31 protein-coding genes and 1 pseudogene are annotated in these 25,325 nt (G+C 56.7%); 20 read left to right on the forward strand and 12 right to left on the reverse strand.

Features of this window, described 5'->3' with window-relative positions; genetic code table 11:
• Positions 1-14: 14 nt before the first annotated feature.
• The 8 genes from F753_RS26520 to F753_RS26550 all read right to left on the reverse strand — a co-directional run bounded on the left by F753_RS26520 (position 15) and on the right by F753_RS26550 (position 11,885).
• A complete protein-coding gene (locus F753_RS26520; RefSeq protein ID WP_031297117.1) occupies positions 15-1,976 on the reverse strand; it encodes a methyl-accepting chemotaxis protein in 1,962 nt (653 codons plus the stop codon).
• A 476-nt stretch (positions 1,977-2,452) separates the two neighbouring features.
• Positions 2,453-3,538, reverse strand: a complete 1,086-nt coding sequence (locus F753_RS26525) for a PDDEXK family nuclease (protein WP_023443828.1) — start codon at positions 3,536-3,538, stop codon at positions 2,453-2,455.
• Positions 3,539-3,553: 15 nt separating this feature from the next.
• Positions 3,554-5,275: a restriction endonuclease subunit S gene (locus F753_RS26530; RefSeq protein WP_023443829.1), complete on the reverse strand. Its 1,722-nt coding sequence runs from the start codon at positions 5,273-5,275 to the stop codon at positions 3,554-3,556.
• The gene (locus tag F753_RS26535) at positions 5,272-6,240 is read right to left on the reverse strand and encodes a virulence RhuM family protein/type II toxin-antitoxin system death-on-curing family toxin (protein WP_003285667.1); all 969 of its coding nucleotides are present in this window, start codon (positions 6,238-6,240) and stop codon (positions 5,272-5,274) included. The genes F753_RS26530 and F753_RS26535 overlap by 4 nt, the downstream gene beginning before the upstream one ends.
• The gene (locus tag F753_RS26540) at positions 6,237-7,703 is read right to left on the reverse strand and encodes a type I restriction-modification system subunit M (protein WP_023443830.1); all 1,467 of its coding nucleotides are present in this window, start codon (positions 7,701-7,703) and stop codon (positions 6,237-6,239) included. The genes F753_RS26535 and F753_RS26540 overlap by 4 nt, the downstream gene beginning before the upstream one ends.
• A 2-nt stretch (positions 7,704-7,705) precedes the next feature.
• On the reverse strand, positions 7,706-8,629 hold the full coding sequence (locus F753_RS48855; RefSeq protein ID WP_245218613.1) for an HNH endonuclease: 924 nt from the start codon (positions 8,627-8,629) through the stop codon (positions 7,706-7,708).
• Complete coding sequence (gene hsdR, locus F753_RS26545) at positions 8,598-10,961, reverse strand: EcoAI/FtnUII family type I restriction enzme subunit R (RefSeq protein WP_023443832.1); 2,364 nt, start codon at positions 10,959-10,961, stop codon at positions 8,598-8,600. Before hsdR ends, F753_RS48855 begins: the two co-directional genes overlap by 32 nt.
• A 276-nt stretch (positions 10,962-11,237) precedes the next feature.
• The gene (locus tag F753_RS26550; protein WP_003285663.1) at positions 11,238-11,885 is read right to left on the reverse strand and encodes a hypothetical protein; all 648 of its coding nucleotides are present in this window, start codon (positions 11,883-11,885) and stop codon (positions 11,238-11,240) included.
• A 907-nt stretch (positions 11,886-12,792) separates the two neighbouring features.
• Here F753_RS26550 and F753_RS26555 point away from each other — a divergent pair.
• The 4 genes from F753_RS26555 (at position 12,793) to F753_RS49895 (ending at position 14,869) form a co-directional block, all read left to right on the forward strand.
• Positions 12,793-13,071: a type II toxin-antitoxin system RelE/ParE family toxin gene (locus tag F753_RS26555; protein ID WP_023443833.1), complete on the forward strand. Its 279-nt coding sequence runs from the start codon at positions 12,793-12,795 to the stop codon at positions 13,069-13,071.
• Entirely contained in the window at positions 13,071-13,358 is a 288-nt protein-coding gene (locus F753_RS26560) for a HigA family addiction module antitoxin (RefSeq protein WP_023443834.1), read from the forward strand. Before F753_RS26555 ends, F753_RS26560 begins: the two co-directional genes overlap by 1 nt.
• A 12-nt stretch (positions 13,359-13,370) precedes the next feature.
• Positions 13,371-13,634 carry a type II toxin-antitoxin system Phd/YefM family antitoxin gene (locus tag F753_RS26565; protein ID WP_031297119.1) on the forward strand — a complete coding sequence of 88 codons (264 nt, stop codon included), beginning with the start codon at positions 13,371-13,373 and terminating at the stop codon, positions 13,632-13,634.
• Between the two features lie 68 nt (positions 13,635-13,702).
• Positions 13,703-14,869: a hypothetical protein gene (locus tag F753_RS49895; protein WP_031297120.1), complete on the forward strand. Its 1,167-nt coding sequence runs from the start codon at positions 13,703-13,705 to the stop codon at positions 14,867-14,869.
• A gap of 169 nt (positions 14,870-15,038) precedes the next feature.
• On the opposite strand, the gene F753_RS26570 is transcribed toward F753_RS49895, so the two are convergent.
• Complete coding sequence (locus tag F753_RS26570; RefSeq protein ID WP_023443838.1) at positions 15,039-15,602, reverse strand: hypothetical protein; 564 nt, start codon at positions 15,600-15,602, stop codon at positions 15,039-15,041.
• Between the two features lie 57 nt (positions 15,603-15,659).
• A complete protein-coding gene (locus F753_RS26575; protein ID WP_031297121.1) occupies positions 15,660-15,938 on the reverse strand; it encodes a hypothetical protein in 279 nt (92 codons plus the stop codon).
• Positions 15,939-16,078: 140 nt separating this feature from the next.
• Between F753_RS26575 and F753_RS26580 the strand changes: the two genes are divergently transcribed.
• From F753_RS26580 to F753_RS49900, 11 genes are all read left to right on the forward strand, one after another.
• On the forward strand, positions 16,079-16,357 hold the full coding sequence (locus F753_RS26580) for a helix-turn-helix domain-containing protein (protein WP_023443840.1): 279 nt from the start codon (positions 16,079-16,081) through the stop codon (positions 16,355-16,357).
• Positions 16,350-16,604, forward strand: coding sequence for a hypothetical protein (locus F753_RS26585; RefSeq protein WP_023443841.1), 255 nt, complete (start codon positions 16,350-16,352; stop codon positions 16,602-16,604). The genes F753_RS26580 and F753_RS26585 overlap by 8 nt, the downstream gene beginning before the upstream one ends.
• Positions 16,597-16,986 carry a hypothetical protein gene (locus F753_RS26590; protein ID WP_023443842.1) on the forward strand — a complete coding sequence of 130 codons (390 nt, stop codon included), beginning with the start codon at positions 16,597-16,599 and terminating at the stop codon, positions 16,984-16,986. Before F753_RS26585 ends, F753_RS26590 begins: the two co-directional genes overlap by 8 nt.
• Positions 16,987-17,073: 87 nt before the next feature.
• Entirely contained in the window at positions 17,074-17,376 is a 303-nt protein-coding gene (locus tag F753_RS26595) for a hypothetical protein (protein ID WP_031297123.1), read from the forward strand.
• A 67-nt stretch (positions 17,377-17,443) separates the two neighbouring features.
• Positions 17,444-18,724, forward strand: coding sequence for a hypothetical protein (locus F753_RS26600; protein WP_023443844.1), 1,281 nt, complete (start codon positions 17,444-17,446; stop codon positions 18,722-18,724).
• On the forward strand, positions 18,721-19,710 hold the full coding sequence (locus tag F753_RS26605; protein WP_023443845.1) for a phage integrase: 990 nt from the start codon (positions 18,721-18,723) through the stop codon (positions 19,708-19,710). Before F753_RS26600 ends, F753_RS26605 begins: the two co-directional genes overlap by 4 nt.
• Before the next feature lie 62 nt (positions 19,711-19,772).
• The gene (locus F753_RS26610; protein WP_023443846.1) at positions 19,773-20,078 is read left to right on the forward strand and encodes a hypothetical protein; all 306 of its coding nucleotides are present in this window, start codon (positions 19,773-19,775) and stop codon (positions 20,076-20,078) included.
• Between the two features lie 280 nt (positions 20,079-20,358).
• Positions 20,359-20,637: a type II toxin-antitoxin system RelE/ParE family toxin gene (locus tag F753_RS26615; RefSeq protein ID WP_023443833.1), complete on the forward strand. Its 279-nt coding sequence runs from the start codon at positions 20,359-20,361 to the stop codon at positions 20,635-20,637.
• Positions 20,637-20,924: a HigA family addiction module antitoxin gene (locus F753_RS26620; RefSeq protein WP_023443834.1), complete on the forward strand. Its 288-nt coding sequence runs from the start codon at positions 20,637-20,639 to the stop codon at positions 20,922-20,924. Before F753_RS26615 ends, F753_RS26620 begins: the two co-directional genes overlap by 1 nt.
• Before the next feature lie 12 nt (positions 20,925-20,936).
• Entirely contained in the window at positions 20,937-21,200 is a 264-nt protein-coding gene (locus tag F753_RS26625; protein WP_031297119.1) for a type II toxin-antitoxin system Phd/YefM family antitoxin, read from the forward strand.
• A gap of 68 nt (positions 21,201-21,268) precedes the next feature.
• Positions 21,269-22,435, forward strand: a complete 1,167-nt coding sequence (locus tag F753_RS49900) for a hypothetical protein (protein ID WP_031297120.1) — start codon at positions 21,269-21,271, stop codon at positions 22,433-22,435.
• Between the two features lie 169 nt (positions 22,436-22,604).
• On the opposite strand, the gene F753_RS26630 is transcribed toward F753_RS49900, so the two are convergent.
• Together F753_RS26630 and F753_RS26635 are read right to left on the reverse strand one after the other, a co-directional pair.
• Positions 22,605-23,168, reverse strand: coding sequence for a hypothetical protein (locus F753_RS26630; protein WP_023443838.1), 564 nt, complete (start codon positions 23,166-23,168; stop codon positions 22,605-22,607).
• A 57-nt stretch (positions 23,169-23,225) separates the two neighbouring features.
• A complete protein-coding gene (locus F753_RS26635) occupies positions 23,226-23,504 on the reverse strand; it encodes a hypothetical protein (protein WP_031297121.1) in 279 nt (92 codons plus the stop codon).
• A gap of 140 nt (positions 23,505-23,644) precedes the next feature.
• On the opposite strand from F753_RS26635, the gene F753_RS26640 reads away from it, so the two are divergent.
• The 5 genes and pseudogenes from F753_RS26640 to F753_RS0124580 form a co-directional block, all read left to right on the forward strand.
• Positions 23,645-23,923 (forward strand): helix-turn-helix domain-containing protein, encoded by a 279-nt coding sequence (locus tag F753_RS26640; protein WP_023443840.1) that lies wholly within the window; start codon positions 23,645-23,647, stop codon positions 23,921-23,923.
• On the forward strand, positions 23,916-24,170 hold the full coding sequence (locus F753_RS26645) for a hypothetical protein (protein WP_023443841.1): 255 nt from the start codon (positions 23,916-23,918) through the stop codon (positions 24,168-24,170). Before F753_RS26640 ends, F753_RS26645 begins: the two co-directional genes overlap by 8 nt.
• On the forward strand, positions 24,163-24,552 hold the full coding sequence (locus tag F753_RS26650) for a hypothetical protein (RefSeq protein WP_023443842.1): 390 nt from the start codon (positions 24,163-24,165) through the stop codon (positions 24,550-24,552). Before F753_RS26645 ends, F753_RS26650 begins: the two co-directional genes overlap by 8 nt.
• An 87-nt stretch (positions 24,553-24,639) precedes the next feature.
• Positions 24,640-24,942, forward strand: coding sequence for a hypothetical protein (locus F753_RS26655; RefSeq protein WP_031297123.1), 303 nt, complete (start codon positions 24,640-24,642; stop codon positions 24,940-24,942).
• A 67-nt stretch (positions 24,943-25,009) separates the two neighbouring features.
• Positions 25,010-25,325: pseudogene (locus F753_RS0124580) on the forward strand (hypothetical protein); the annotation flags it as partial.

The raw sequence follows: 25,325 nt of genomic DNA on the forward strand, positions 1-25,325 counted from the left end.
AGCAGGCGCACGCGTCAAGCGACCTTGAACCGACCAACGAGCTGCTGTTGCTGCTCGGCCAGGCGCGCAAGCTCCAGACTGGTCATCGCTGTCTGCTCCGCACCGGCGCTCACCTGAATCGCGACATCGTTGATCTCGACGACGTTGCGATTGATGTCTTCGGCCACCGCGCTCTGCTCCTCCGCCGCCGTGGCAATCTGCAGATTGCGATCACTGATGGCAGAAACGCCGTCGGCAATCTCCGCCAGCAACTCACCGGCACGGCCGATGTTGCTCGAGCCGGTCTGAGCCTTGGAGAGCGTCTCCTGCATCGAGCGCGCGGCCCGGTCAGCCCCGCCCTGGAGATTGGCAATCATGTCCTGAATGCTGCCGGTGGATTCCTGTGTCTTCTGGGCAAGCGTACGCACCTCGGACGCAACGACAGCGAAGCCGCGGCCATGCTCCCCTGCTCGCGCCGCCTCGATAGCCGCGTTCAGTGCCAGCAAATTGGTCTGATCGGCAATGCCGCGGATCACATCCAGCACGGACGAGATCGAATCACTCTCACGCTTGAGGTCCGCAATGATGCTTGCGGTCTGATCGGCTTGGCTCGACAGCTGGCGAATGAGCTCGATGGTGCTCTCGACTTCGGCCCGGCCTTGCGCAGTGTTGGCATTGAGCTGCTGCGAGAGTTCGGCGGCATCGCTGGTGCTTCTCGCAACGTCGCGCACGGTCGCGCTCATCTCGTTTATCGCGGTAACCACCAGCTCGGTTCCCTGCCGCTGGCGATCGATGCTCTGGCTTGTCTGCACGGTCACCGCAGAGGACTCCTCCGCCGCCGTGGCCACCTGCGCGGTGGCGTTACTGATCTCGCCGACGACCTGCTTGAGCTCGACGGCCATGAGATTGAGGTTGCGCGAGATTTCGCCAAACTCGTCCCTGCCTTCGTAGTGCGCCGTTGCGGTCAGATCCCGAGCGGAAAGCGACAACAGCGCACGATTCACATCCTGCACCGCCAGCTTGATGTTGCGAATGATCAGGAAGGAAAGGCCGGTCACCACCAGCAGCGCAATGATCACCGCAGCGAGCGTCAGCCAAAGCGCGTTGCTCGCCTCATCGCGAGCCCGAGCGGCCAGTGTGCCCACTTCCTGCGACAAGGCCTGCTCCAGCTCACCCATCAGGTCGATCCGGCTGGTCGCCGTATCGAACCAGCTCTCGCTGTCGATACCCAGGCTCTGCCCGATCGGCACCTCAAAAGCCAGACGTTGCAGACGTGCAACTTCAACGGCGCTCGGCTGCTGAAGCTTTTCATCCAGCAAACGGATGAAGTGCTCCGAGGCCGCACGACGGAAGCCGTCCATATAGGCCGAGAATTCACCCAGGTTTCGGCTGAAGGAGGCAAGCAGTGCCGCGTCGAACCGGTCCTGACCGAACACCACGCCCAACAACGCCCGTTCGCGCCCGGCTCGCTCCTTCATCTCGACGAACTGATTGAGCCCGCCTAGCGCTCGTGCAAGCGTGACGTCCTGCACGCTGCGCTCTACCTCGTGGGTAAAGCCGATCAACGCCTTGATGTAGCCAGTAAAGCGAGAACCGGAGTCGATGCTGTTGATTACGAACGAGTCGATTTGCGAACGTGTTGCCTGAAGCTCATCGAGCGAGGCCAAGACGCCCCCGATCTGCGAGCCTTCCTGTTTGGCAAGCACCTGCATGGCACTCAACGCTTCGTCAGTCGCTTGCCGCATCCCCGGTAGGCGCCTGGCCATGGTACGTCCCTGGCTCCCCAGATAGACGCCGCTCGCACCACGCTCACGCTGCAATGCGGTGATCAGCCGGCTTACGTTCTGCGCGGCCACGCTGGCCTCGACGGTGCGCTCCATTTGTCTCAGGGTGGCGTAGCTGTCAGCGACATACAGGCTGGCCAGCCATAGAAAACCGAGCATAGGACACGCGAGGATCAAAAGAAGCTTCGCGCTCAAAGGAATGTTTCTAAGCATGTGTACCTCAGTGCTCCAGGTCATGGATTTACCAGTGGCAGAAGGCAGGGTGCGCGCAACCGCCGCGCACCGTTCGGTACGCGCGAGGAAGCGATTTATCGGTTTATTGGTCGGTCGAACCGTTGCGTTGATGCTGTAGCACGTCGCAGGACGAACGGCCCTTACAGGGCTTATCAGCGACCGTTTTGAACTGGCACACATTCTTTCTGTTGCACAGGCGCATAACCCTGACCAAAGTCAATAAATTAACGTCAAGCTACTGCCGGCTGTCGGACATAGCCCCGGAGGCAATCGAACAGTCCAGAACCGCGGCGGTTAGCCGGGCTTGGCGAGAAGGGATTGGTAATGCAGCCTGAGTCTGACAACGAAGGGATAGTTCGGCGAACACACCAAAAGCCAAAGGGCTAGCCGAAGCTGACCTTTTCTTTCATTGGCTCTGGAGAAAGAAGCAGAAGTGGATCAAACCAATTCGCGAATCAGGCTTTCACGCCGAAGCGTTCTTTCAATCGGTCCACCGTCCAGCGCCACTTCGGGGTGGTTGGGCGGCAGATAGTGTTCTGGTTGCCGAACAGGCCGACTTCCTTGATGGCTTCGTTGAGCGGCAGGCTGAACAGCCACTCCACTGAGACGAAGTACTCACAACGTTCCGGGTCATCGGCCAGGTCGCGGTGATAATTAGCGCCGTTGAGCAGCTCCAGCGCCGGGACCTCGTTGCCCTGATAGGGAATACGAAACTCAAGGGCCGGGGTGGCATGGCCTGTAACCAGCGCAACGCCCACATACCCGGCGCCGGGTACGTTGACCCAGATGCGGTCGCCAGGGCTGAGCACCTTCAGGCTGTTGCTGTACCAGCTGCCACCACCCCCGCAGATGAAACCGTACTGCCGTGCCTCGGGCCAGGAGCGGCTGGGTCCGTGGCCGAAGGAGCAGTAGAGCTCGCCGTTCCAGGGCTCACCGGGTGTGCCAGGCTTGGCCACTGCGGTGGGTTGCGGCGTTTCGGCAGGGTCGAACAGCCAGGCGCGGCTGATCAGTTGCTGCTCGCCCAGCTGGAACACCTGGAAGCACAGCACATTGATCGCGATATCGCGCTCACTGAGATAGCTGACGATGCGCTCGCTGCTAGCATCCAGCTCGGCGGCGACGATGACGATCTGATGGCTTTGATTGAGCGACTCGATATCCAGCGGCGCACCGAAACGTGCCTGAAAATCGGCGGCTAGATCGCCTTGCGGCTTGAAGCGCTGATAGATGGCGGCAATCTCGTCCGCCTCCAGCCGCTCGACCCAGGCGGCATAGTCCAGCGCCTGTGCCACCACCTCGCGTGGGGTGCGGTCGCGTTTGAGTTCGATCAGCACCAGCGAGGCATCCGGCGCCAGCGCCAGCAGGTCGATACGCCCGCCGTAGCCGGTGCTTTCCTGCTGGCCGATCAGCAGCCAGTCCTCGGACAGCAGCGCCGGCGCTGCGACGATCATGTTTTCCAACAGCTGCTCGCTGACCAACCGCGCCGCCTTGAGGGCTACGGGTTGCGCGCCGACAGTCCAGACTTGCGTGCGAATAGGCATCCCTGCACTCCTTGTTCAGACCACAGCCTTCTCGACCAATGCGGTGGCCAGCTGTTCGTTGAGTTGGCGAGCCTGGGTCAGGCGGGTTTTGAGTTGATCGCAGAGGGCCATCAGTTGATCGACTTTGGCGACGATGCGGTGTTGTTCGGTAAGGGGGGGGAGAGCAAAAGGCATGCTCGCGACTTGGTTCGTCGATATATGTGGAACCCCGTTACTCCTTCCCGGATCAATGGAGTCGACGAAGAAGCGTGAATTTAGCCAAGCAGATAGATAACTGACGGTAACAGCGCCCGCATACGGGGCTATCTTGGCTACCCGCTGTAGCAGCAGGCAGGGAAGGTCAGCACAGCGTATGACCGCATACTTCAGGCCTGTTGAAATAATCGGACGATCAAGCGTCAGGACGACATCGTTTTCGTCCAGTACGAATCCTTCAAATTCGGCCGCCTGCTCTTCCGAAATGCAGGCAGTTTCCTTCCAGTTGATTACTCCATGCGAAACGTTGACGTTGCGAAGTAACCGAATGCCCTCTGGTCGGAACCATTCGCTTTTGAAGGCGTAGCCATTAAGGAAGCTGAAAACCTCTGCTTTTCTCACCCATTGCCAGCCTTGTGGCAACTCAAAAGCCCTTTCTTCTTCGTCGATTTCAGAAAGTATCTTCTGCTTCTTGAGCTTGCCTTCCGCTACTAACCGCGCCTTTTCCTCAGCAACCCGCTTAAGCAATTCACTGGCTGGCTCATCGTTGGGGTCTTGCGGCACCAGTTTGCCCATCACGGCCAGTTGCAGCAGGGATTGCTTGAGGGCGTCGATGCTGGATTCGGTGGTGAACAGGGTGTGGAAGTGTTCAGCCAGGCGCTGCCAGCTGGCGGCGAAGTCCTCGGCATCGGCGGCTTGAGTCAAGCTATCAAGCAGCGCTTGCACCAGTTGGGCGTGGGCGCTTTCGGCGTCGGCCTGCTGGGCTTCCAGGCGGTCGCACAGGGCCATCAGCTCATCGACTTTGGCGACGATGCGGTGTTGTTCGGCTTCGGGGGGGAAAGGTATTAGAAATTGAGACAGCTTCCCAATGCTGAGTCCTTCACGCGAAACCCCTACCTGCACATCCATAACGGTCTGCTGGACCAGTTGCGAGACCAGCACCACATGAAGGAACGGCTGAGTGTTGCTTGAAACTGGCCGAATAATAGTTACGTGCTGACTAACGTTACCTGTATCAAAGTTAGAAGGAACTGCGGCACAGCGCCCAATGGACGCGCCTGTGATATTGAAAAGCAGGTCACCTGCTTCAACATGTGTTCCTGACATTTTTTGGTGTGTTGCTTCAGGTATGAAAGCAACGTCATTAAGACGAAGTCCTTCATTCCAAACGTTCTGAGATCGAAGGAATTTGACCCCTTTAGCCACGTAAGCCTGCTTCCCGCCTAATGGAGTGCTACCGGCCCCAATTTTTTTGAGCAGAGAATCAAGCCTTACCCACTCCCAATCAGTGGGTATGACGAATGGCTTTTCTTGGTCCTCAATCTTCGCAAGCGGCTTCTGCTTCTTAATCTTGCCCTCGACCACCAACCGCGTCTTTTCCTCGGCAATGCGCTTTAGCAACTCACTGGCCGGCTCATCATTCGGATCTTGCGGCACTAGTTTCCCGCGCACCGCCAGTTCCAGAATCAGTTCGCGCAGTTTCTTGATGCCATTAGGTGCACCGGCCAGCAGCGGCAGGTTGTCGGTCAGCAGAGCGGTCATGGGCGATTTTCCGGGGCAAGCATGTTCATGATCAGGCGGATCAGGGTGTCTTTCTGTGCGGGGGCGGATTCGGCAACCAGCAGGGTTAGGGCTGCCAGACCGGTGTCATTGATCACGGCATTGCCCTCAGCATCGAGCAGGCGGCCGTTGCGGTGCAGGAAGTCGACGAAGAGATAGGCGCCGCTGCGTTTGTTGCCATCGGCGAAGGGATGATTCTTGACCACGAAATACAGCAGGTGCGCCGCTTTGCTCTCCAGGCTCGGGTAGGCCGGCTCGCCGAATACGCTCTGTTCGAGGTTACCGAGCAATGCAGCCAGGCCATCGCCGCGTTCGCGGGCGAACAGGTCGCTGGCTTCGCCACGGGCCATCAGCTGGGCTTTGAGTTCAGCCAGTTGCCGGCGCGCCTGGGCTGCGTCGGGCAACTCACCGCCGGGGCTGCCCGTTGGCTCGGTGAGCAGGCCTTCGTCGTAGCGCTGCAGCCAGAGGAAGGTCTGGGTGTAGCGGCTGACGATTTCCACTAGCCCACGCCCGCCGGCTTCGCCCAGTTCGGGCGTGCGAGCGGCCTTGCGCACCAGTTCCAATGCCGCCTCCAGCTCGCGAGCGTTGGCCTCGAAGCGTTCGCGGTTGAGACTGTAGCCGCGTGTCAGGTGTTGCTTGAGTACCTCATTGGCCCATTGGCGAAAGCGCGTGCCTTCACGGGACTTCACCCGGTAGCCGAGAGAGATGATCACGTCGAGGTTGTAAAAGGTCACCGGCTTGTCAGAGCCAGCAATGTGCAGATTTTGCACATTGCTTTCACGCTCCAGCTCGCCCTCGGCAAAGACGTTGCGGATATGCCGGCCGATCACAGTGCGGTCACGGCCGAACAGCTCGGCCAGCTGCTCCTGGCGTAGCCACACGCTGTCGTGCTCGACGGTGACGGCGATCTGGCCGCTGGCACTTTCATAGATCGCGACGTCGCTCATGGCCGCTCCAGCGCCTCGGCCAGCACGGCCTTGAGCTGGTCGCGCAGCTGGCTGATTTCGCCTTGCAGCTGGGCGTAGTCCCGCAGCAGTTGGTCCGGGTCGTGGCTGATCTGCTCGCCGACATGGGGGTTCTTGCAGTCGAGGTTCCAGTTGCGAGCTTTCAGGTCATCCAGGCTGACCTTCCAGGCGAACTCGTTTTCCACGCGTGCGGCAAAACCATCGGCCTCGCTGCCCCACCACGCCTCTTCTACGGCGAACTCTTCGATACGCATGGGGCGCGTCTTGGAGTAGTTCTTCACGCCGGCTGGGTACTGGTGCTCGTAGAACCACACCTCTTTGGTCGGCGTGCCCTTGGTGAAGAACAGCAGGTTGGTCTTGATGCCGGTGTAGGGGTTGAACACACCGCTGGGCAGGCGAACGATGGTGTGCAGGTTGCACTCGGTGAGCAGCTTTTCCTTGATGCGGCTTTTGATGCCTTCACCGAACAGGAAGCCGTCAGGAAGCACCACGGCAGCGCGACCGCCCTCTTTCAGCAGGTGCATGATCAGCACGAGAAACAGGTCGGCGGTTTCACGGGTACGGAAGGCGGCCGGGAAGTTGGTTTCGATACCGTCCTCCTCCATTCCACCGAACGGTGGGTTGGCCACGATGCAGTCGACCCGCTCCTTCGGCCCCCAGCTGATCAGCGGACGGGCCAAGGTGTTGTCGTGGCGGATCTGGTTCGGCACTTCAATGCCGTGGAGGATCATGTTGGTGGTGGCCAGCAGGTGCGGCAGCGGCTTCTTCTCCACACCGTAGATGCTCGCTTGCAGCGTGCGCTCGTCCTCGGCGGTTTTTACATAGCGGCTGCGCTTGTGCTCGATGGTGCAGGTGAGAAAGCCACCGGTGCCGCAGGCCGGGTCCATGACCTTCTCGTCCAGCTTGGGGTCGACCATGCGTACCATGAACTCGGTGACCGGGCGTGGCGTGTAGAACTCACCGGCGTTACCGGCATTCTGCAGGTCGCGCAGCAGTTGTTCGTAGAGGTTGCCGAACTCGTGGCGCTCCTGCGCCTTGTTGAAGTCCACGCCCTGCTGGATCTTGTTGATCACCTGGCGCAGCAGCTGGCCGGACTTCATGTAGTTGTAGGCGTCTTCGAACACGCTGCGCACCACGAAGGCGGATGGCGTGTTGCTGTACTCGTGCAGGTTTTGCAGCTGCGGGAACAGGTTGTTGTCGATGAAGTCCTTCAGCGCATCACCGGTCATGCCTTCCGGGTCGGCAGCCCAGGTGCGCCAGCGGCAGCTCTCAGGAATGGGCGAGCGGTAGTTGTCGTCCATCAGCTCCCATTCCAGCTCGCGGTCATCGAAGATCTTGAGGAACAGCAGCCAGACCAGCTGGCCAATGCGCTGGGCGTCGCCGTCGACGCCTACGTCTTTGCGCATGATGTCCTGGATGGATTTGATGGTGGAGCTGATGGACATGCTTACTTCCTAAACAGATTTTCACGATGCCAAGCCAGGTAGCCGCGATGCCGCGGGTTGATCTGGCGCAGGCGAAGTTCGGGGGAGATATTGAGCGCTCGCGCGCTGTCTGGGTCCAGATCCTCGCCAAGGAGAATCTGCCCGGAGTCGTCGAAACTAATCAGGCCCTGGTCGAAGGCCAGGTCAAGGTTCGGTGTCAGCAGGAGGCCGTTGAACGGATCGAGCCGCTCTGCCCCACTGGCGACGCGCCAGGGTTTAATGTGTGAGGCGAATAATAATCTTGACCTGCCACAGCCAGTTACGGCGCAGCTCTTCCAATATTCGAGGAGTTGTTCCCGAAAGAAGGATTGACCAATGCGGGCCTTGATTAGCGCCGCCCTCTCTGTGGCTGGTAAAGCTAGCTCCGTCTCGCTTAATTCGATTGCGGAAGCGTTAGAGGCTGGGCCCGATACCCATCCGATCAGAATAAGCGCCTCGTACAGTTCCGGGTGCATTGTCACCTGTGTCTCTAATTTACCCGGAGCACCAAAAAATGTTGCTAAGCAATAGACCCAATATTCGAGGCGGGTGATGTCTAGGGCGTCGGCGAGAGCGTGAGCTAGCTCGCCATACTTCAAATTGGCGGTATTGAAGGTGTCGTAGCCACCTAGCTGGGCAATCTCGCGCATACAAAGCGTTTGCTCAGGCGCAGAGGCGTGACCTACAAGCATGTCCCGTTGCGCTTGACTCATATCGCTTTCGATCTGTCTAAGCGCCATAGCGTAACGCGCTGCAGTGGCTGCACCGCGAGTAACTGGTGGTGCGGCTTCCATCTTTCCTGCGATGAGCGCGCGCCATGCGGCTTTATCCATTTCCATATCTATTTCTCGGTCGGTGTGCACGGGCTGGAGTAGGTCAAGATGCATACAGCTGGTCTTCCAGCTCATGGATGGCCTTGTTGTAACCTGCCTTACCGCCAAAGGCCTTCACCAATTCAATGGGCGCACCGATCTGGCTGAAGGGGTCGAGCTGGAGGATTTTGATGTCTTCGATATGTTCAACACCGGTGTCGGCGTATTTATCCAGCAGCGCTTCCAACACCTGGCGGGCTGAGCCGGAGTACTTGGCGAAATAGTTGCGCTTCTTTACCTGATCGGCACGCTCGCGGCGCGACAAGGGCGGCTGATCGAAGGCAACGTGGCATATCAGGTCAAACGGATCCAACAGCTTGCCCTGCTTCTTTTCCACTTCTTCGGCCAAGGCTTCCCACATCACGCCCTGAGAAGCTAACTCGTCGATGATCGCCTTCTTCTGCTCGGCATCACTCCAGCGGCGGAGAAAGTCGTCCAGCGAAGCGAACTGCTTTTTCACGCAGGTGCGGGTGTAGTCGTTCAACGACTCGGTGATGAGCCGGCCGTCCGGCCCGTAGTACTGAACGCGCTCGGCGATGACGTAGATGGGAATGCTGTCGATGACGTACTTGATGCGCCTTTTGCCGTCTTCCTCGCCAGTGAACTCCAGCTCACCGGCCTCGGCCTCGCTGCCTGCGGTAATACCGTCGCCTTCCAACAGATCGTCCGGCGGGACCGGAGGCTCATCGCCTGACGGAGCGTAAATCACAACGGGATCGCCATCGAAGGCCGGATCGGCAAACAGCTCGGTGGCCTTCTTGAAATCCATGATGGTGAACCAGTATTTGCCGAAATCCTCGTTGATGCGGGTGCCCCGTCCGATGATCTGCTTGAACTCGGTCATGGATTTGATGTGCTGGTCGAGCACTACCAGCTTGCAGGTCTGGGCATCAACACCGGTGGTCATCAGCTTGCTGGTGGTGGCAATGACCGGGTAGCGCGACTCAGGGTCGATAAAGTTGTCCAGCTCGGCCTTGCCTTCCTGATCATCCCCAGTGATACGCATGACGTACTTGCGATTCTCGGCCACGCGCTCAGGATTGAGGTTGACCAGCGCCTGCCGCATACGCTCGGCGTGGTTGATGTCGTCGCAGAAAATGATGGTCTTCTGGTACGGATCGGTGGCTTTGAGAAACTCGGTGACCTTCTGCGCTACCAGCTGAGTGCGCGCCTCGATGACCAGGGTGCGGTCCATGTCCTTGAGGTTGTAGATACGGTCTTCAATCAGCTCGCCATTCTTATCGAGCATGCCCTTCGGTGGCCGCCAGCCTTGCAGGTCTTTGTCGAAATCGATCCGAACCACCTTGTACGGTGCGAGAAAGCCGTCTTCGATACCTTGCTTCAAGGTGTAGCTGTACACCGGCTCACCGAAGTAGGTGATGCTGGAAACCTCTTTGGTTTCCTTCGGCGTGGCGGTAAGGCCGATATGGGTAGCACCAGAGAAGTAGTCAAGAATCTCTCGCCAGGCCGAATCCTCCGCTGCGCTGCCTCGGTGGCATTCGTCGATCACGATCAGGTCGAAGAAGTCTCGGGAGAATTGCTTGTAGACGTTCTGCTCTTCCTCGGCGCCGGTGACGGCCTGATACAGCGACAGATAGATTTCGTAGGACGTATCGATCTGCCGTTTGGCGATCTTGGTCATCGCCGCACCGAAGGGCTTGAAGTCGTTGTTCTTGGTCTGGTCGACGAGGATGTTGCGGTCGGCCAGAAAGAGGATGCGTTTCTTCTGTTTCGACTTCCACAGCCGCCAGATGATCTGGAATGCGGTGTAGGTCTTGCCGGTGCCGGTGGCCATGACCAAGAGGACGCGATCCTGCCCTCGTGCGACCGCTTCTACTGTGCGGTTGATGGCATTGGTCTGGTAGTAGCGCGGCATGCGCCCGGAGCCGTCGTCGTAGTACGGCGCCTCGGCCTTCTGTTGGGCATTACCTTTCAGGCCTTTCCAGCGGCAATAGCGTTGCCAGAGTTCGGCGGGGCCGGGGAACTGGCCGAGGCTCAGCTCCGTTTCGACCTGATCACCCGTGCCGCTGCGGTCATGAAACAAAAAGCCATCGCCGTTACTGGAGAACACGAAGGGCACGTCCAGCGCTTCGGCATATCCCAGCGCCTGCTGCATACCCGAGCCCAGGGAGTGCTTATTGTCCTTCGCCTCAATGACAGCAATCGGAAGGTTCGGCTGATGATAGAGAATGTAGTCAGCTCGGCGTGACTCGCCGCGGCTGTGTAGCTTGCCGCGCACGATGATGCGCCCTTTGGTGAAGCTGACTTCTTCACGGACCTGCTTCTGAATATCCCAGCCCGCCATGGCGATCGCAGGCGAGATGTATTTGCTGCAGATATCCCGCTCGGATAATGACTTCTTGTCCATGCGCCGGTCCCAAAACGATAGCAATTCGGACGCCCCGACAAGGGCGATATATGCCCGAGCCGAACAGCCTGAGGAAGCGAGTATGCATTAATGAAAGCGCGCTTGAAGGCCTTCCTTGACGTGCAGCAGCACCGCTAAGAGATGCTGCGATGGCCACAATATCTTTGTGCCATCATCGGGTAAAGCTAAACTCCTAGCGGCCCGCTAAACGGATCTATTCAGATCCACTTGCTCAACTTGAAGCAACGTCGAGCGATCTATCACGTCGGTGTGAATTTACCCCAAGCTGGCTAACCAAGGCCGAATGATCGCTTTGCGCTCCTCCAAACTAAGCGTGGCGACGCCCTCCTTCACCAGCGCCCGTTTATCTCCGGTATGCGGGTTTGCCACATAGGTGTTTATAGAGGGCAGCGTGTTCGGGTTCGCGCTCCACCGTAAATTGAACGCCGCCAATTTGGGAAACCAGAATTGGCTGGCGTACGGCAAATTGTCGTGAATCCACCAAGCCAGCGGCGTCCAGTCCTGCCGCTCCTCATACCAGGGCAACAACGCGGGCACCACAACACAAACGGTCGCACCCAGATAGCCATCGGTATCCAAGTAATCCCAGATATGCCCACCGTAGTTGCTCTCATTTGCGGCGCAACTATATTGGTTTTTATTTTCTGCGCCCTTCGCATTGACTGCCGGAGCCCGATAGGCGGAGCGAATACAGATCCGGCCAAAACGATCTTGGAGCGGCTCCAGCAATAATTCGCAAAGCTGACGCCCAGCCTCAATGGCACGGTCAGGGTAATCCGGGATGTTGGGAATGCCTTCAATCTGCGAGATTTCCGAGTACAGGAAATCTCGCATGAAGAAGTGCTTGGATAGTCTTACGCGTCCTAGATCCTCTAGGGCGGCTACCGTAGCCGGCTTTTTCATCTGTATTTGCTCCTTGCTACCGCGTTGGTGAGTTCTGTACTGCAGTTGCCTTTGGCACCCGCTGTTGCAGTCGCAGAGTGGACGGCTCTGCTTAATGAGTCAGCCGCTCACACAATATGTCTACGGAGAAGACACATCTAGTCTGGCTACCTGTACAGGTAAAGTTTTCGAGCGGGATCATCCAGGTCCAGAGCTCGTGCAGGTCTGGGTACGGCCGGCGAAGCCCGCAGACGCATGCCTCATACCGAGGCTGTAGGCTGCATAAGAAAAAGCTCAGCGTCTTTGCCATCAAAACAGGAATTGGACGGCCGCCGATATGGTCAGCCCGGAGAGCCGGTACGCATCGCTGAAATGTCCATTTCCGTGCGTACCACCTTGCGCACCACGTTTTGCGTACCAGCACTGAGGTGGTATCCAAGCGGCGGTATCCAAAACGGTATCCACCCAAACCATACAAATGCCACGTTCGCATCCCAGGCTGAACGGCGTGGCGCAGCGCGCAGCCGGCAAAGGGGCAGCCCCAGGCCACTTCGTCCAGGGAATGATGGAGGAACTCTATTGCGTGTGTTTCGGCAAACCTTACAAAGCCGATGATCTGCCAGCATCGCTCATCCGCCCTGCTCACTCGACAAGAGCTCCCGAAACGTAACCCCGGCGTAACCCCGACCCAGAAACGAAAAAGGCCCGCATAGCTGCGAGCCTTGATTTCATTGGTGCCGGAGACAGGAGTCGAACCTGCGACCTTCGCATTACGAAAGATCGGCACCTGTCATCGTAGAAGCTGGAAGCCAGTAAAATCGAGGCCTCCAGCGCACCTAACATGCCGTCCAGTGTGGCTAATGTCAGACTTCGGCCAATTTTGGGACACCACGTTGTTGCGTGTTGCGCAACATGCTAGGCTCAGCAAATGATCAAAACGTTCCAGCACAAAGGGCTACGCAAGCTCTTCGAAACCGGCAGCACGGCAGGCATACAGCCAGCCCATGCCAAGCGGCTACGGATGCAACTGGCGGCCCTGGATACGGCCATGACGATAGACGACATGGATATCCCCGGCTTCCGGCTGCACCCGCTCAAGGGCGAAATGCGTGGACGCTGGTCGATCATGGTGAACGGCAACTGGCGGCTGACGTTCGAGTTTCGCGACGGAAACGCTTATGTCCTGGACTATGAGGATTACCACTGATGAGCATGCACAACCCTCCCCATCCTGGTGAGTTCATCACCGATATCTACCTGGAGCCGAACGGCATCAGCGGGCGTGAGTTGGCCGAAAAGCTCGGCGTTGCCCCCTCCACCCTGAGCCGCGTCTTGAAGGGCACCAGTCGCGTCACGCCGGAAATGGCATTGCGCCTATCCGTAGCGCTTGGTCGCTCACCTGAAAGCTGGCTCTCCATGCAGGATGCCTACGATCTGTGGGTTGCCCGGCAACATGTGGATCTGCAGCATGTTGGCAAACTGGCTTTTGCCTGAAAGGCTTGAAAAATGGCATTTAAGGTACTGGCGGATGTTGCGGCATCAACAACCGACCTGAAAAGAAACCCGATGCGGGTTATCCGCGAAGGTGCTGGCGAAGCGGTGGTCATCCTCCATCGAAATAGGCCAGCCTTTTATGCCGTTCCGCCCGCGCTGTACGAGGCGCTGCTGGAGGTCGTCGATGATGCCCACCTCGCCGAGATTGCGCGTGCACGACGTGATGAGCGCGCTGTACGGCTAGATATCGATGAACTCATCGCGCTCGGAAAATAAATCCGTCCCCTTTTTCCGACTTCAATAGATAGTGTTTTCAGTATCCTTTAATCTAGCGAGCACAGCGCATGGATCTACCAGAGAACCTATTAAAAGTTAAAGCCTCCGTGCAACGGGCGATATCACCTATTAAACCAGCGACAAGCACGCCCTCCCCCAGCTCAATATTGCTATCAGGCCAACGAACAAACGCAGGACGAAGCCTTCCCCCGTATTATCTAACTTACTTTCTATTGGTTGATCTATTGGGATTTAAAAACCTTGGACAGTTCGAGAAGCTGGCTTGGTCTGTCCCCATCGAATATCTAGGAAGAAAATACCTCATTGAACACAGAAAGATGGGGCTTGGCATTTTTGCGGAAAAAGCAGAAGCACAAGAAATCCAAGCTCAAGAAATAGCAAACAAAATCAGAAAGGCTGCAAGAATAGCGAAACCTTACTTTGAATGGCGAGCCAAGGAAGCCATAGCAAACTCCTCAATAAATGTTAGAAACGTAACTGGAGAGCTCCACCAACGCTTTCAGTATTTCGTGCGCGAGTATGAATCTGCCTACACACAACAAAAGAAGGAGATAGAGCACCGAAGCATGGCGTCTTGGGAAGATATGAAAAACCTTAACAGTGGTTATTTTTCCCAGCCATTCACAATTTTTCAAAAGGTACGTTGGTTAGCAAATTCAGCGATTGATGCGTTTTTCAGCTTTACTGAACATGTATTTATTCATTTAGCCATAATCCAAGGGCGTATCAAAACGGGAAACGAGGTTGCCGAGCTAGTCGCATCAGACTGGAGCATTAAATACAAATCGGCATTCAATATTACGGAACCGAAAGCCAAAAGCTACCATGACGCTCTTTCTGAAATCAGAAGACAGCATCGAAATTTCGTTGCTCATGGATCGTTTGGAAAAAGAGGTGAAGCATTTTCCTTCCACTCCGACGCAGGAGCGGTACCTGTTCTACTTACAAATACTCATCGCCCATTATCATTAACCGGACCTGTAGACATTGCGGACGCAGAAGCGATAAAAACAATTAGTGACTTTATGGAGTATCTTTGGGCCGATGAAAGAGAGCCTGCACGCTTTTATCTTCAACGAACAGAACTTCCGATGATTCTAACACTCGCAGCTGACGGGACCTATGAAAAGGCTATGCAATCTGTAGAAGAAATGGAGCAACTTGTTGATTATTTGGAACACATAGCAGATCAAGCTGCGAATATGGACTGGTAGATTAACTGCTAACCGCGAAACCATATATAAAAATTATTAATTTACAACAAACGCTTCTGCATTTGGGTTGTAGCAGACTTACGACACGCCTTCAATTTGCGAAAACCATCGCCGAGCCGCATCGACTTTTCTTTACCGCCCGCACTTTGCTCGTCCAACCCTACACTTGTTATTCCTCACAATTCTCTATATCAGCAAGGGGCACGATAACACCGCTACCATTGAATGCAGCGACATACTCACATTCAATCTCGCCCCCTAACTGATTAAAGTATTGAAGCTTGCTGCTCCGATAGATTATGTGCCCCTGTTTCTTTACGGGGTTACCTCTTCGCAGAAGAAGGAAGACACCTTGATCATCCTCTAAGCCACGAACAGATTCTGGCTCTATTCCTAGATGGGCACATGCCTGCCTGAAGCCAATCGCTCTTTCTTTATTGGTGAAGTGGATTACGTCGAGATAGATTTCGGCGTCAGCATCGAGTGTGCTGATCTTGGTTACGGTCAGAGGGGGAAAGCCTGGAAGCTGCTCTAGGTTCGATGGCTCTTTGAGGCGGTATTCGGTGCTGTAGGTGCCGATGAAGACCGGCACTTCGTCTACCAGCTCGCCCTCAGGCACTAGCACTTTGTAGATATAGGGGAACGTTACGTTGGTCTTCGGGCATGTGTAGCGGTCATCCGTGTTTGACCTGCGGAGATGCTCGAAGCTTGCCATGTCGATGATGTTTCCCATGCCCTTCTCCCTGGAATCATGTCTTTCGGCTGAACCATCGCCGGGCCGCTTCGGCTGTTATTTGCTGCCCGCGTTTTGTCCTTCCAACTTTAGGTCCGCTTCGGCGTAGGCCGGACTGATTTGCCCTCGGCTTAAGTCAATTTCGCCCGTGCGTAGCCAAAGACTGTACTGCTGATAAGCGCAGGCAATGGCGTCCAGCTCGTTGGTACGCACCTGCGCATCTCGGTTGTAGCGAATTGTCTTGAGCCTTTCCGGCTTCAATCCAGTTGCATCGGCAACCACGCGATGACCCAGCATATGCACTAAGGCTCTAACGCGGTCTTGGGTTAATTCCATTCGTTCTTACCACTGCTAGGTAAAATATTTACCATCGCGGATCATAGGTATATATTTTGCCCAGGCGGTAAATATTTTACCTTCCGCCTGAAACACCCGATAACCACAGTTTATGAACATTTCAAAGGCAGGGATAGGCGATGACTACGCATCTAAACGAACCACCCTTCGACGTGAGCTTTGATCTGGACGGCAAGCGAGTGATCTATCTCGATTGCCGTAACGCTCTCATGTGCAGCAAGGAGGTCTACGCGGCGATGCTAGGCGTCAGCGTCGATACCGTAATTGCCTGGATGCAGAGCGGCACCATCCCCAGCGTAAAAATGGGTCGGCCTCGCGTGGTCAACCTCGCCCAGATTCGTACCGATCTGGCAAAGGGCAAAACCATCTTCGCCCAGGGGGACTACACCGATGAGTAAGCCGAACGCAGACCAAAACGGCAGCAACGTTGTGCCCCTGGGCGCGGCCATCAGCAACCTGTGCAGCATCGTGACCTTCGCCTCGGCCAGCGGCATTCCGGTGGAGGAAGTCACTGAGTGGGTAGAGAACGGCACGCTACCCAGCGTCACCTTCTCGGACTTCCGCATGGTGAACGTGGGCAAGCTGCGGGCCGACCTGCTGAGCGGAAAGGAGAACTTCGCCGCGGGGGATTACAGCCATGACTAGCCAGCATGTCGTTGTGGACGCCTCCACCGCCCAGGACTATATCGGCCAGACCGTTCTCGTTGAGCTGCACTGGGATGATGAGCCGGAATCCTATTGGCAGTGCCTGCATATCGTCGGCATGGTGGTGCCGATGGAAGGCGTGTACGACCACGGGTACTTCCTGACCTTCGATATGAACCGGGATGACTCTTACCCGAATGAAGTGTTCTTTTCGGACATTCGCACGATCAGGGTGATGCGGCACCGCGACCGGCATGGTTCCGGCAACGTACTGGGCCGTATCGCCCTTCCCAACTCTGCAAGGTCAAGGGCCGCGCTCCCGGCTCGTCGGAACAGCTTCACCGTTCCGGCGAACGGAAGCACGGGCGCAGCGCACCCTTGACCCTGCACGACCATGAACAGCCTATCGCTGGGAGTGTGGGGTAGCTTTTCCACCCCACGCTCCCGAGCCCTCGGCGGCAAGAGCGGGATGACAAGGGCAGCGCCCTTGGTGTTCTTCGTCCTCGCACGCCGCGCCTATCTCTGCCTCCCGCACCTGCTCCTCGGGCTGGCCAGCCTCGTGCTCTGTATCGCCCTTGCCGGCACGCCGCCGCCTGATCGTCCCTCCCTCCCGCCATTCACCCAGGAACAACCGTGCCTGGATGACCCAATCGAGTTCTTCATCGACGCCGTTACTGCATGGCAGCTAATGAGCGCGCGCACGGCAGCACAGTTCTACGCCGAGCGTAGCGAGCGCGTCGCCTGTGCCGGCGTGCGCGCGCCCCCGCGCTGACGTCCCTGTAACACGTCAGATAACCAGTTGTGGGTTCAGTGGCAAAAGCTCAATAAAGGTAAAACCGATGCAAGTTAAAGATTTCATCCGCGTTGATCGAACCACCGGCGAGGAAAGCAGCACCGGCCGGCTGTTTCTGGACATTGGCTATACGGGCTTCAAGGACCTGTCAGGCGTTCGCCTGCTGCGCTGCGGCGTGGATACGGTCCGCCAGCTGTACCGCGGGCTGATCCGCCCGGAGATCATGGCGCTATTCGAGAAACCGGGCGCGATGGTCGAGTTCGCCGGGGAAATCTGGCACTCGGGCCGTGTAGGTCGCGACTCGGGTTACCAGTACAAGCTGCAGAACGCTGACCTGGGCTTCATCCTGCTCATCAAGAACTTCAACGCGAAGCTGGAACACATCGGCCCGCACCTGAAAATCGAGGTATCACCGCACGCCATCGACGCGCTGTCGCCGGAACGGCTGCAAGAGCGGATGGACTACTACGCCGCTGCGGTGATGACCAACCGGGAGCGCAACCAGTGTGCCGTTCACCTTGCCCTGGATCTGCAAGGCTGGAAGCCCCCGGTCGATCTGGTGGCACGCCTGCATTGCCGGGCCAGGACACACCGGGATATCTCGGGCATCAGCCAGGTCGAGTGGGCCACCAAGTCCAGCGTCTACGGGCGCGGGGAAACGTCCATGTTCGGCTCGGCTGGTGGCGTGCAGCTCTGCATCTACAACAAGACCGAACAGGCCCGCGCAACGGACAAGCTCGACTTCTGGGAAAGCGTCTGGCGGCGTCGGGATTCGTTCGATGCGGCTGATCCGGACAACTACGATCCAGCCCAGGACGTGTGGCGGGTGGAGCTGCGCTATCACCACTCGGTCATCCAGCAATTCGCCAGCGGCTCGATTGACGTGAAGACCGGGGAAGCCATCGACACGGACTCCTTCGCCGCCTTCTCGGCCCATCTGGACGGCCTGTGGCGCTACGGCCTGCGCCAGTTCAAGCTCATTGCTCGCCCTGGTTACTACGAGCCGATCTGGACACTGATGCGCGATGACGTGCGGGTAGATGTGGCCGTGGATTCGCTGGTCGATGACACCGAATACAAGCGGTACTACAAGACCTCTCGAGGCTTCTCAGGCAAGAACGTGGAACTGTTCCTGGGAAACTTCGTAAGCCTGCTGGCAAGGGAGCGGGTGGGCGCAAAAAAGGCGTTTGAGACGCTGCAGCAATGGGACTGTTGGCCGGTGATCCGTGACCACTACGCCGCCAAGGAAATGACCGAGCGTGACCTGTACAAGCACATCAAGGCACTGCTCGAGGAGCGTCACGTTCGCTGGGGGCGTGCTGTTTGATCACCAAGGGACCAACCGGCTGGGACGTGGATTTCTGGCTGGATAGAACAGCCGGCATCCGCAAGCGCAAGCGTGGCTTCCGCACCAAGAGCGAGGCTGAACGCTGGGTAGTCGATATGCGCCGGGAGTACAGCCATCGGGGCCGCGACCCGGGCGAACGTCTCGCCGATCTGGTGCAGGTCTGGTACGAACTGCATGGCGCCACGCTCAAGGATCAGAAGCGCTATGGGCGCACCCTGGCGATAGTCGAAGCCCTGGGCAACCCGATTGCCTCCAGCTTCACCGCCCTGGATTTCAGCCGCTATCGGGCCGAACGCCTCAAGAGCTGCACTCCGGCAACGGTGAACCATGAGCATCGCTACCTGAAAGCCGTATTCAACGAGCTGATCCGCCTCGGCGTCTGGCATGAAGCCAACCCGGTCGCCAAGCTGCGACAACTGCGGGTCGATGAAACCGAGCTGACCTATCTCACCCTGGACGAATGCCGGTTGGTGCTGGATGAATGCGCCGCGTCGACCAACAGCCACACCCTGCCCGTCGCCAAGCTCTGTCTGGCTACTGGTGCTCGATGGGATGAAGCGGAGTCGATCACCCGTAACCAGCTGCTGAACGGGCAAGTTCGCTTCGCCAGGACGAAGAATGGCCGCGTGCGGACCATCCCCGTGCCGGATGATCTGGTGGACCTGATGCTTGAGCGTGGCTACCCTGGATCGGGCCGGCTGTTCAGCTCCTGTCGATCGGCGTTCCGCAAAGCCTACGAACGCACCGGCCTGCACACACCCGGCCAGCTGACCCACATCCTGCGGCACACCTTCGCCAGCCACTACATGATGCAGGGCGGCAACATCCTCACGCTGCAACGAATCCTGGGCCACGGCGATATCAAGATGACGATGCGGTACTCGCATCTGGCGCCGGATCACTTCGCGACTGTTCTCAGTCATTCGCCATTGGTGTTGCTCGAAGCACCCCGAGGGGATCGCTAGCGTTTTGCGGCCAGTGCTATACGATTGGCTGCGATTGAAACGGTGGTTGCAAGGAGGCAGACATGGGAATGGAAGATCGCGAGTGGTATCGCGAAGAACTGCGCCAGAAAGGCAAAAAGCCCTCCTGGGACAACTTCAGAGCTGATGCGGCACCCAAGGCGCAAACGACGGAGCCTCCTCGAGGCGAGATAACTCGAATCAAGCGGCCCGCCAAGACACGAACGCCACCGTCCTACGTGCACCTTCAGGCGCAAGAGATTCTCGATGCTCGAGCAGAGGCTAGAAAACGAAGCCTATGGCCGATCTATGGGATTTTCGGCGCCGCCTTTGGCGTCCTGGCTTACGTCGCGTACCGCCTGACAGCGTGATCGACGCCGAGACAAGAATGGGACACTTGTGAGACACCGGCCCAAAAACAAAAGGGCTAGCCGAAGCTAACCCCTTGATTTCATTGGTGCCGGAGACAGGAGTCGAACCTGCGACCTTCGCATTACGAAAGATCGGCACCTGTCATCGTAGAAGCTGGAAGCCAGTAAAATCGAGGCCTCCAGCGCACCTAACATGCCGTCCAGTGTGGCTAATGTCAGACTTCGGCCAATTTTGGGACACCACGTTGTTGCGTGTTGCGCAACATGCTAGGCTCAGCAAATGATCAAAACGTTCCAGCACAAAGGGCTACGCAAGCTCTTCGAAACCGGCAGCACGGCAGGCATACAGCCAGCCCATGCCAAGCGGCTACGGATGCAACTGGCGGCCCTGGATACGGCCATGACGATAGACGACATGGATATCCCCGGCTTCCGGCTGCACCCGCTCAAGGGCGAAATGCGTGGACGCTGGTCGATCATGGTGAACGGCAACTGGCGGCTGACGTTCGAGTTTCGCGACGGAAACGCTTATGTCCTGGACTATGAGGATTACCACTGATGAGCATGCACAACCCTCCCCATCCTGGTGAGTTCATCACCGATATCTACCTGGAGCCGAACGGCATCAGCGGGCGTGAGTTGGCCGAAAAGCTCGGCGTTGCCCCCTCCACCCTGAGCCGCGTCTTGAAGGGCACCAGTCGCGTCACGCCGGAAATGGCATTGCGCCTATCCGTAGCGCTTGGTCGCTCACCTGAAAGCTGGCTCTCCATGCAGGATGCCTACGATCTGTGGGTTGCCCGGCAACATGTGGATCTGCAGCATGTTGGCAAACTGGCTTTTGCCTGAAAGGCTTGAAAAATGGCATTTAAGGTACTGGCGGATGTTGCGGCATCAACAACCGACCTGAAAAGAAACCCGATGCGGGTTATCCGCGAAGGTGCTGGCGAAGCGGTGGTCATCCTCCATCGAAATAGGCCAGCCTTTTATGCCGTTCCGCCCGCGCTGTACGAGGCGCTGCTGGAGGTCGTCGATGATGCCCACCTCGCCGAGATTGCGCGTGCACGACGTGATGAGCGCGCTGTACGGCTAGATATCGATGAACTCATCGCGCTCGGAAAATAAATCCGTCCCCTTTTTCCGACTTCAATAGATAGTGTTTTCAGTATCCTTTAATCTAGCGAGCACAGCGCATGGATCTACCAGAGAACCTATTAAAAGTTAAAGCCTCCGTGCAACGGGCGATATCACCTATTAAACCAGCGACAAGCACGCCCTCCCCCAGCTCAATATTGCTATCAGGCCAACGAACAAACGCAGGACGAAGCCTTCCCCCGTATTATCTAACTTACTTTCTATTGGTTGATCTATTGGGATTTAAAAACCTTGGACAGTTCGAGAAGCTGGCTTGGTCTGTCCCCATCGAATATCTAGGAAGAAAATACCTCATTGAACACAGAAAGATGGGGCTTGGCATTTTTGCGGAAAAAGCAGAAGCACAAGAAATCCAAGCTCAAGAAATAGCAAACAAAATCAGAAAGGCTGCAAGAATAGCGAAACCTTACTTTGAATGGCGAGCCAAGGAAGCCATAGCAAACTCCTCAATAAATGTTAGAAACGTAACTGGAGAGCTCCACCAACGCTTTCAGTATTTCGTGCGCGAGTATGAATCTGCCTACACACAACAAAAGAAGGAGATAGAGCACCGAAGCATGGCGTCTTGGGAAGATATGAAAAACCTTAACAGTGGTTATTTTTCCCAGCCATTCACAATTTTTCAAAAGGTACGTTGGTTAGCAAATTCAGCGATTGATGCGTTTTTCAGCTTTACTGAACATGTATTTATTCATTTAGCCATAATCCAAGGGCGTATCAAAACGGGAAACGAGGTTGCCGAGCTAGTCGCATCAGACTGGAGCATTAAATACAAATCGGCATTCAATATTACGGAACCGAAAGCCAAAAGCTACCATGACGCTCTTTCTGAAATCAGAAGACAGCATCGAAATTTCGTTGCTCATGGATCGTTTGGAAAAAGAGGTGAAGCATTTTCCTTCCACTCCGACGCAGGAGCGGTACCTGTTCTACTTACAAATACTCATCGCCCATTATCATTAACCGGACCTGTAGACATTGCGGACGCAGAAGCGATAAAAACAATTAGTGACTTTATGGAGTATCTTTGGGCCGATGAAAGAGAGCCTGCACGCTTTTATCTTCAACGAACAGAACTTCCGATGATTCTAACACTCGCAGCTGACGGGACCTATGAAAAGGCTATGCAATCTGTAGAAGAAATGGAGCAACTTGTTGATTATTTGGAACACATAGCAGATCAAGCTGCGAATATGGACTGGTAGATTAACTGCTAACCGCGAAACCATATATAAAAATTATTAATTTACAACAAACGCTTCTGCATTTGGGTTGTAGCAGACTTACGACACGCCTTCAATTTGCGAAAACCATCGCCGAGCCGCATCGACTTTTCTTTACCGCCCGCACTTTGCTCGTCCAACCCTACACTTGTTATTCCTCACAATTCTCTATATCAGCAAGGGGCACGATAACACCGCTACCATTGAATGCAGCGACATACTCACATTCAATCTCGCCCCCTAACTGATTAAAGTATTGAAGCTTGCTGCTCCGATAGATTATGTGCCCCTGTTTCTTTACGGGGTTACCTCTTCGCAGAAGAAGGAAGACACCTTGATCATCCTCTAAGCCACGAACAGATTCTGGCTCTATTCCTAGATGGGCACATGCCTGCCTGAAGCCAATCGCTCTTTCTTTATTGGTGAAGTGGATTACGTCGAGATAGATTTCGGCGTCAGCATCGAGTGTGCTGATCTTGGTTACGGTCAGAGGGGGAAAGCCTGGAAGCTGCTCTAGGTTCGATGGCTCTTTGAGGCGGTATTCGGTGCTGTAGGTGCCGATGAAGACCGGCACTTCGTCTACCAGCTCGCCCTCAGGCACTAGCACTTTGTAGATATAGGGGAACGTTACGTTGGTCTTCGGGCATGTGTAGCGGTCATCCGTGTTTGACCTGCGGAGATGCTCGAAGCTTGCCATGTCGATGATGTTTCCCATGCCCTTCTCCCTGGAATCATGTCTTTCGGCTGAACCATCGCCGGGCCGCTTCGGCTGTTATTTGCTGCCCGCGTTTTGTCCTTCCAACTTTAGGTCCGCTTCGGCGTAGGCCGGACTGATTTGCCCTCGGCTTAAGTCAATTTCGCCCGTGCGTAGCCAAAGACTGTACTGCTGATAAGCGCAGGCAATGGCGTCCAGCTCGTTGGTACGCACCTGCGCATCTCGGTTGTAGCGAATTGTCTTGAGCCTTTCCGGCTTCAATCCAGTTGCATCGGCAACCACGCGATGACCCAGCATATGCACTAAGGCTCTAACGCGGTCTTGGGTTAATTCCATTCGTTCTTACCACTGCTAGGTAAAATATTTACCATCGCGGATCATAGGTATATATTTTGCCCAGGCGGTAAATATTTTACCTTCCGCCTGAAACACCCGATAACCACAGTTTATGAACATTTCAAAGGCAGGGATAGGCGATGACTACGCATCTAAACGAACCACCCTTCGACGTGAGCTTTGATCTGGACGGCAAGCGAGTGATCTATCTCGATTGCCGTAACGCTCTCATGTGCAGCAAGGAGGTCTACGCGGCGATGCTAGGCGTCAGCGTCGATACCGTAATTGCCTGGATGCAGAGCGGCACCATCCCCAGCGTAAAAATGGGTCGGCCTCGCGTGGTCAACCTCGCCCAGATTCGTACCGATCTGGCAAAGGGCAAAACCATCTTCGCCCAGGGGGACTACACCGATGAGTAAGCCGAACGCAGACCAAAACGGCAGCAACGTTGTGCCCCTGGGCGCGGCCATCAGCAACCTGTGCAGCATCGTGACCTTCGCCTCGGCCAGCGGCATTCCGGTGGAGGAAGTCACTGAGTGGGTAGAGAACGGCACGCTACCCAGCGTCACCTTCTCGGACTTCCGCATGGTGAACGTGGGCAAGCTGCGGGCCGACCTGCTGAGCGGAAAGGAGAACTTCGCCGCGGGGGATTACAGCCATGACTAGCCAGCATGTCGTTGTGGACGCCTCCACCGCCCAGGACTATATCGGCCAGACCGTTCTCGTTGAGCTGCACTGGGATGATGAGCCGGAATCCTATTGGCAGTGCCTGCATATCGTCGGCATGGTGGTGCCGATGGAAGGCGTGTACGACCACGGGTACTTCCTGACCTTCGATATGAACCGGGATGACTCTTACCCGAATGAAGTGTTCTTTTCGGACATTCGCACGATCAGGGTGATGCGGCACCGCGACCGGCATGGTTCCGGCAACGTACTGGGCCGTATCGCCCTTCCCAACTCTGCAAGGTCAAGGGCCGCGCTCCCGGCTCGTCGGAACAGCTTCACCGTTCCGGCGAACGGAAGCACGGGCGCAGCGCACCCTTGACCCTGCACGACCATGAACAGCCTATCGCTGGGAGTGTGGGGTAGCTTTTCCACCCCACGCTCCCGAGCCCTCGGCGGCAAGAGCGGGATGACAAGGGCAGCGCCCTTGGTGTTCTTCGTCCTCGCACGCCGCGCCTATCTCTGCCTCCCGCACCTGCTCCTCGGGCTGGCCAGCCTCGTGCTCTGTATCGCCCTTGCCGGCACGCCGCCGCCTGATCGTCCCTCCCTCCCGCCATTCACCCAGGAACAACCGTGCCTGGATGACCCAATCGAGTTCTTCATCGACGCCGTTACTGCATGGCAGCTAATGAGCGCGCGCACGGCAGCACAGTTCTACGCCGAGCGTAGCGAGCGCGTCGCCTGTGCCGGCGTGCGCGCGCCCCCGCGCTGACGTCCCTGTAACACGTCAGATAACCAGTTGTGGGTTCAGTGGCAAAAGCTCAATAAAGGTAAAACCGATGCAAGTTAAAGATTTCATCCGCGTTGATCGAACCACCGGCGAGGAAAGCAGCACCGGCCGGCTGTTTCTGGACATTGGCTATACGGGCTTCAAGGACCTGTCAGGCGTTCGCCTGCTGCGCTGCGGCGTGGATACGGTCCGCCAGCTGTACCGCGGGCTGATCCGCCCGGAGATCATGGCGCTATTCGAGAAACCGGGCGCGATGGTCGAGTTCGCCGGGGAAATCTGGCACTCGGGCCGTGTAGGTCGCGACTCGGGTTACCAGTACAAGCTGCAGAACGCTGACCTGGGCTTCATCCTGCTCATCAAGAACT

The organism is Stutzerimonas chloritidismutans AW-1 (assembly GCF_000495915.1).
Lineage (GTDB): Bacteria > Pseudomonadota > Gammaproteobacteria > Pseudomonadales > Pseudomonadaceae > Stutzerimonas > Stutzerimonas chloritidismutans.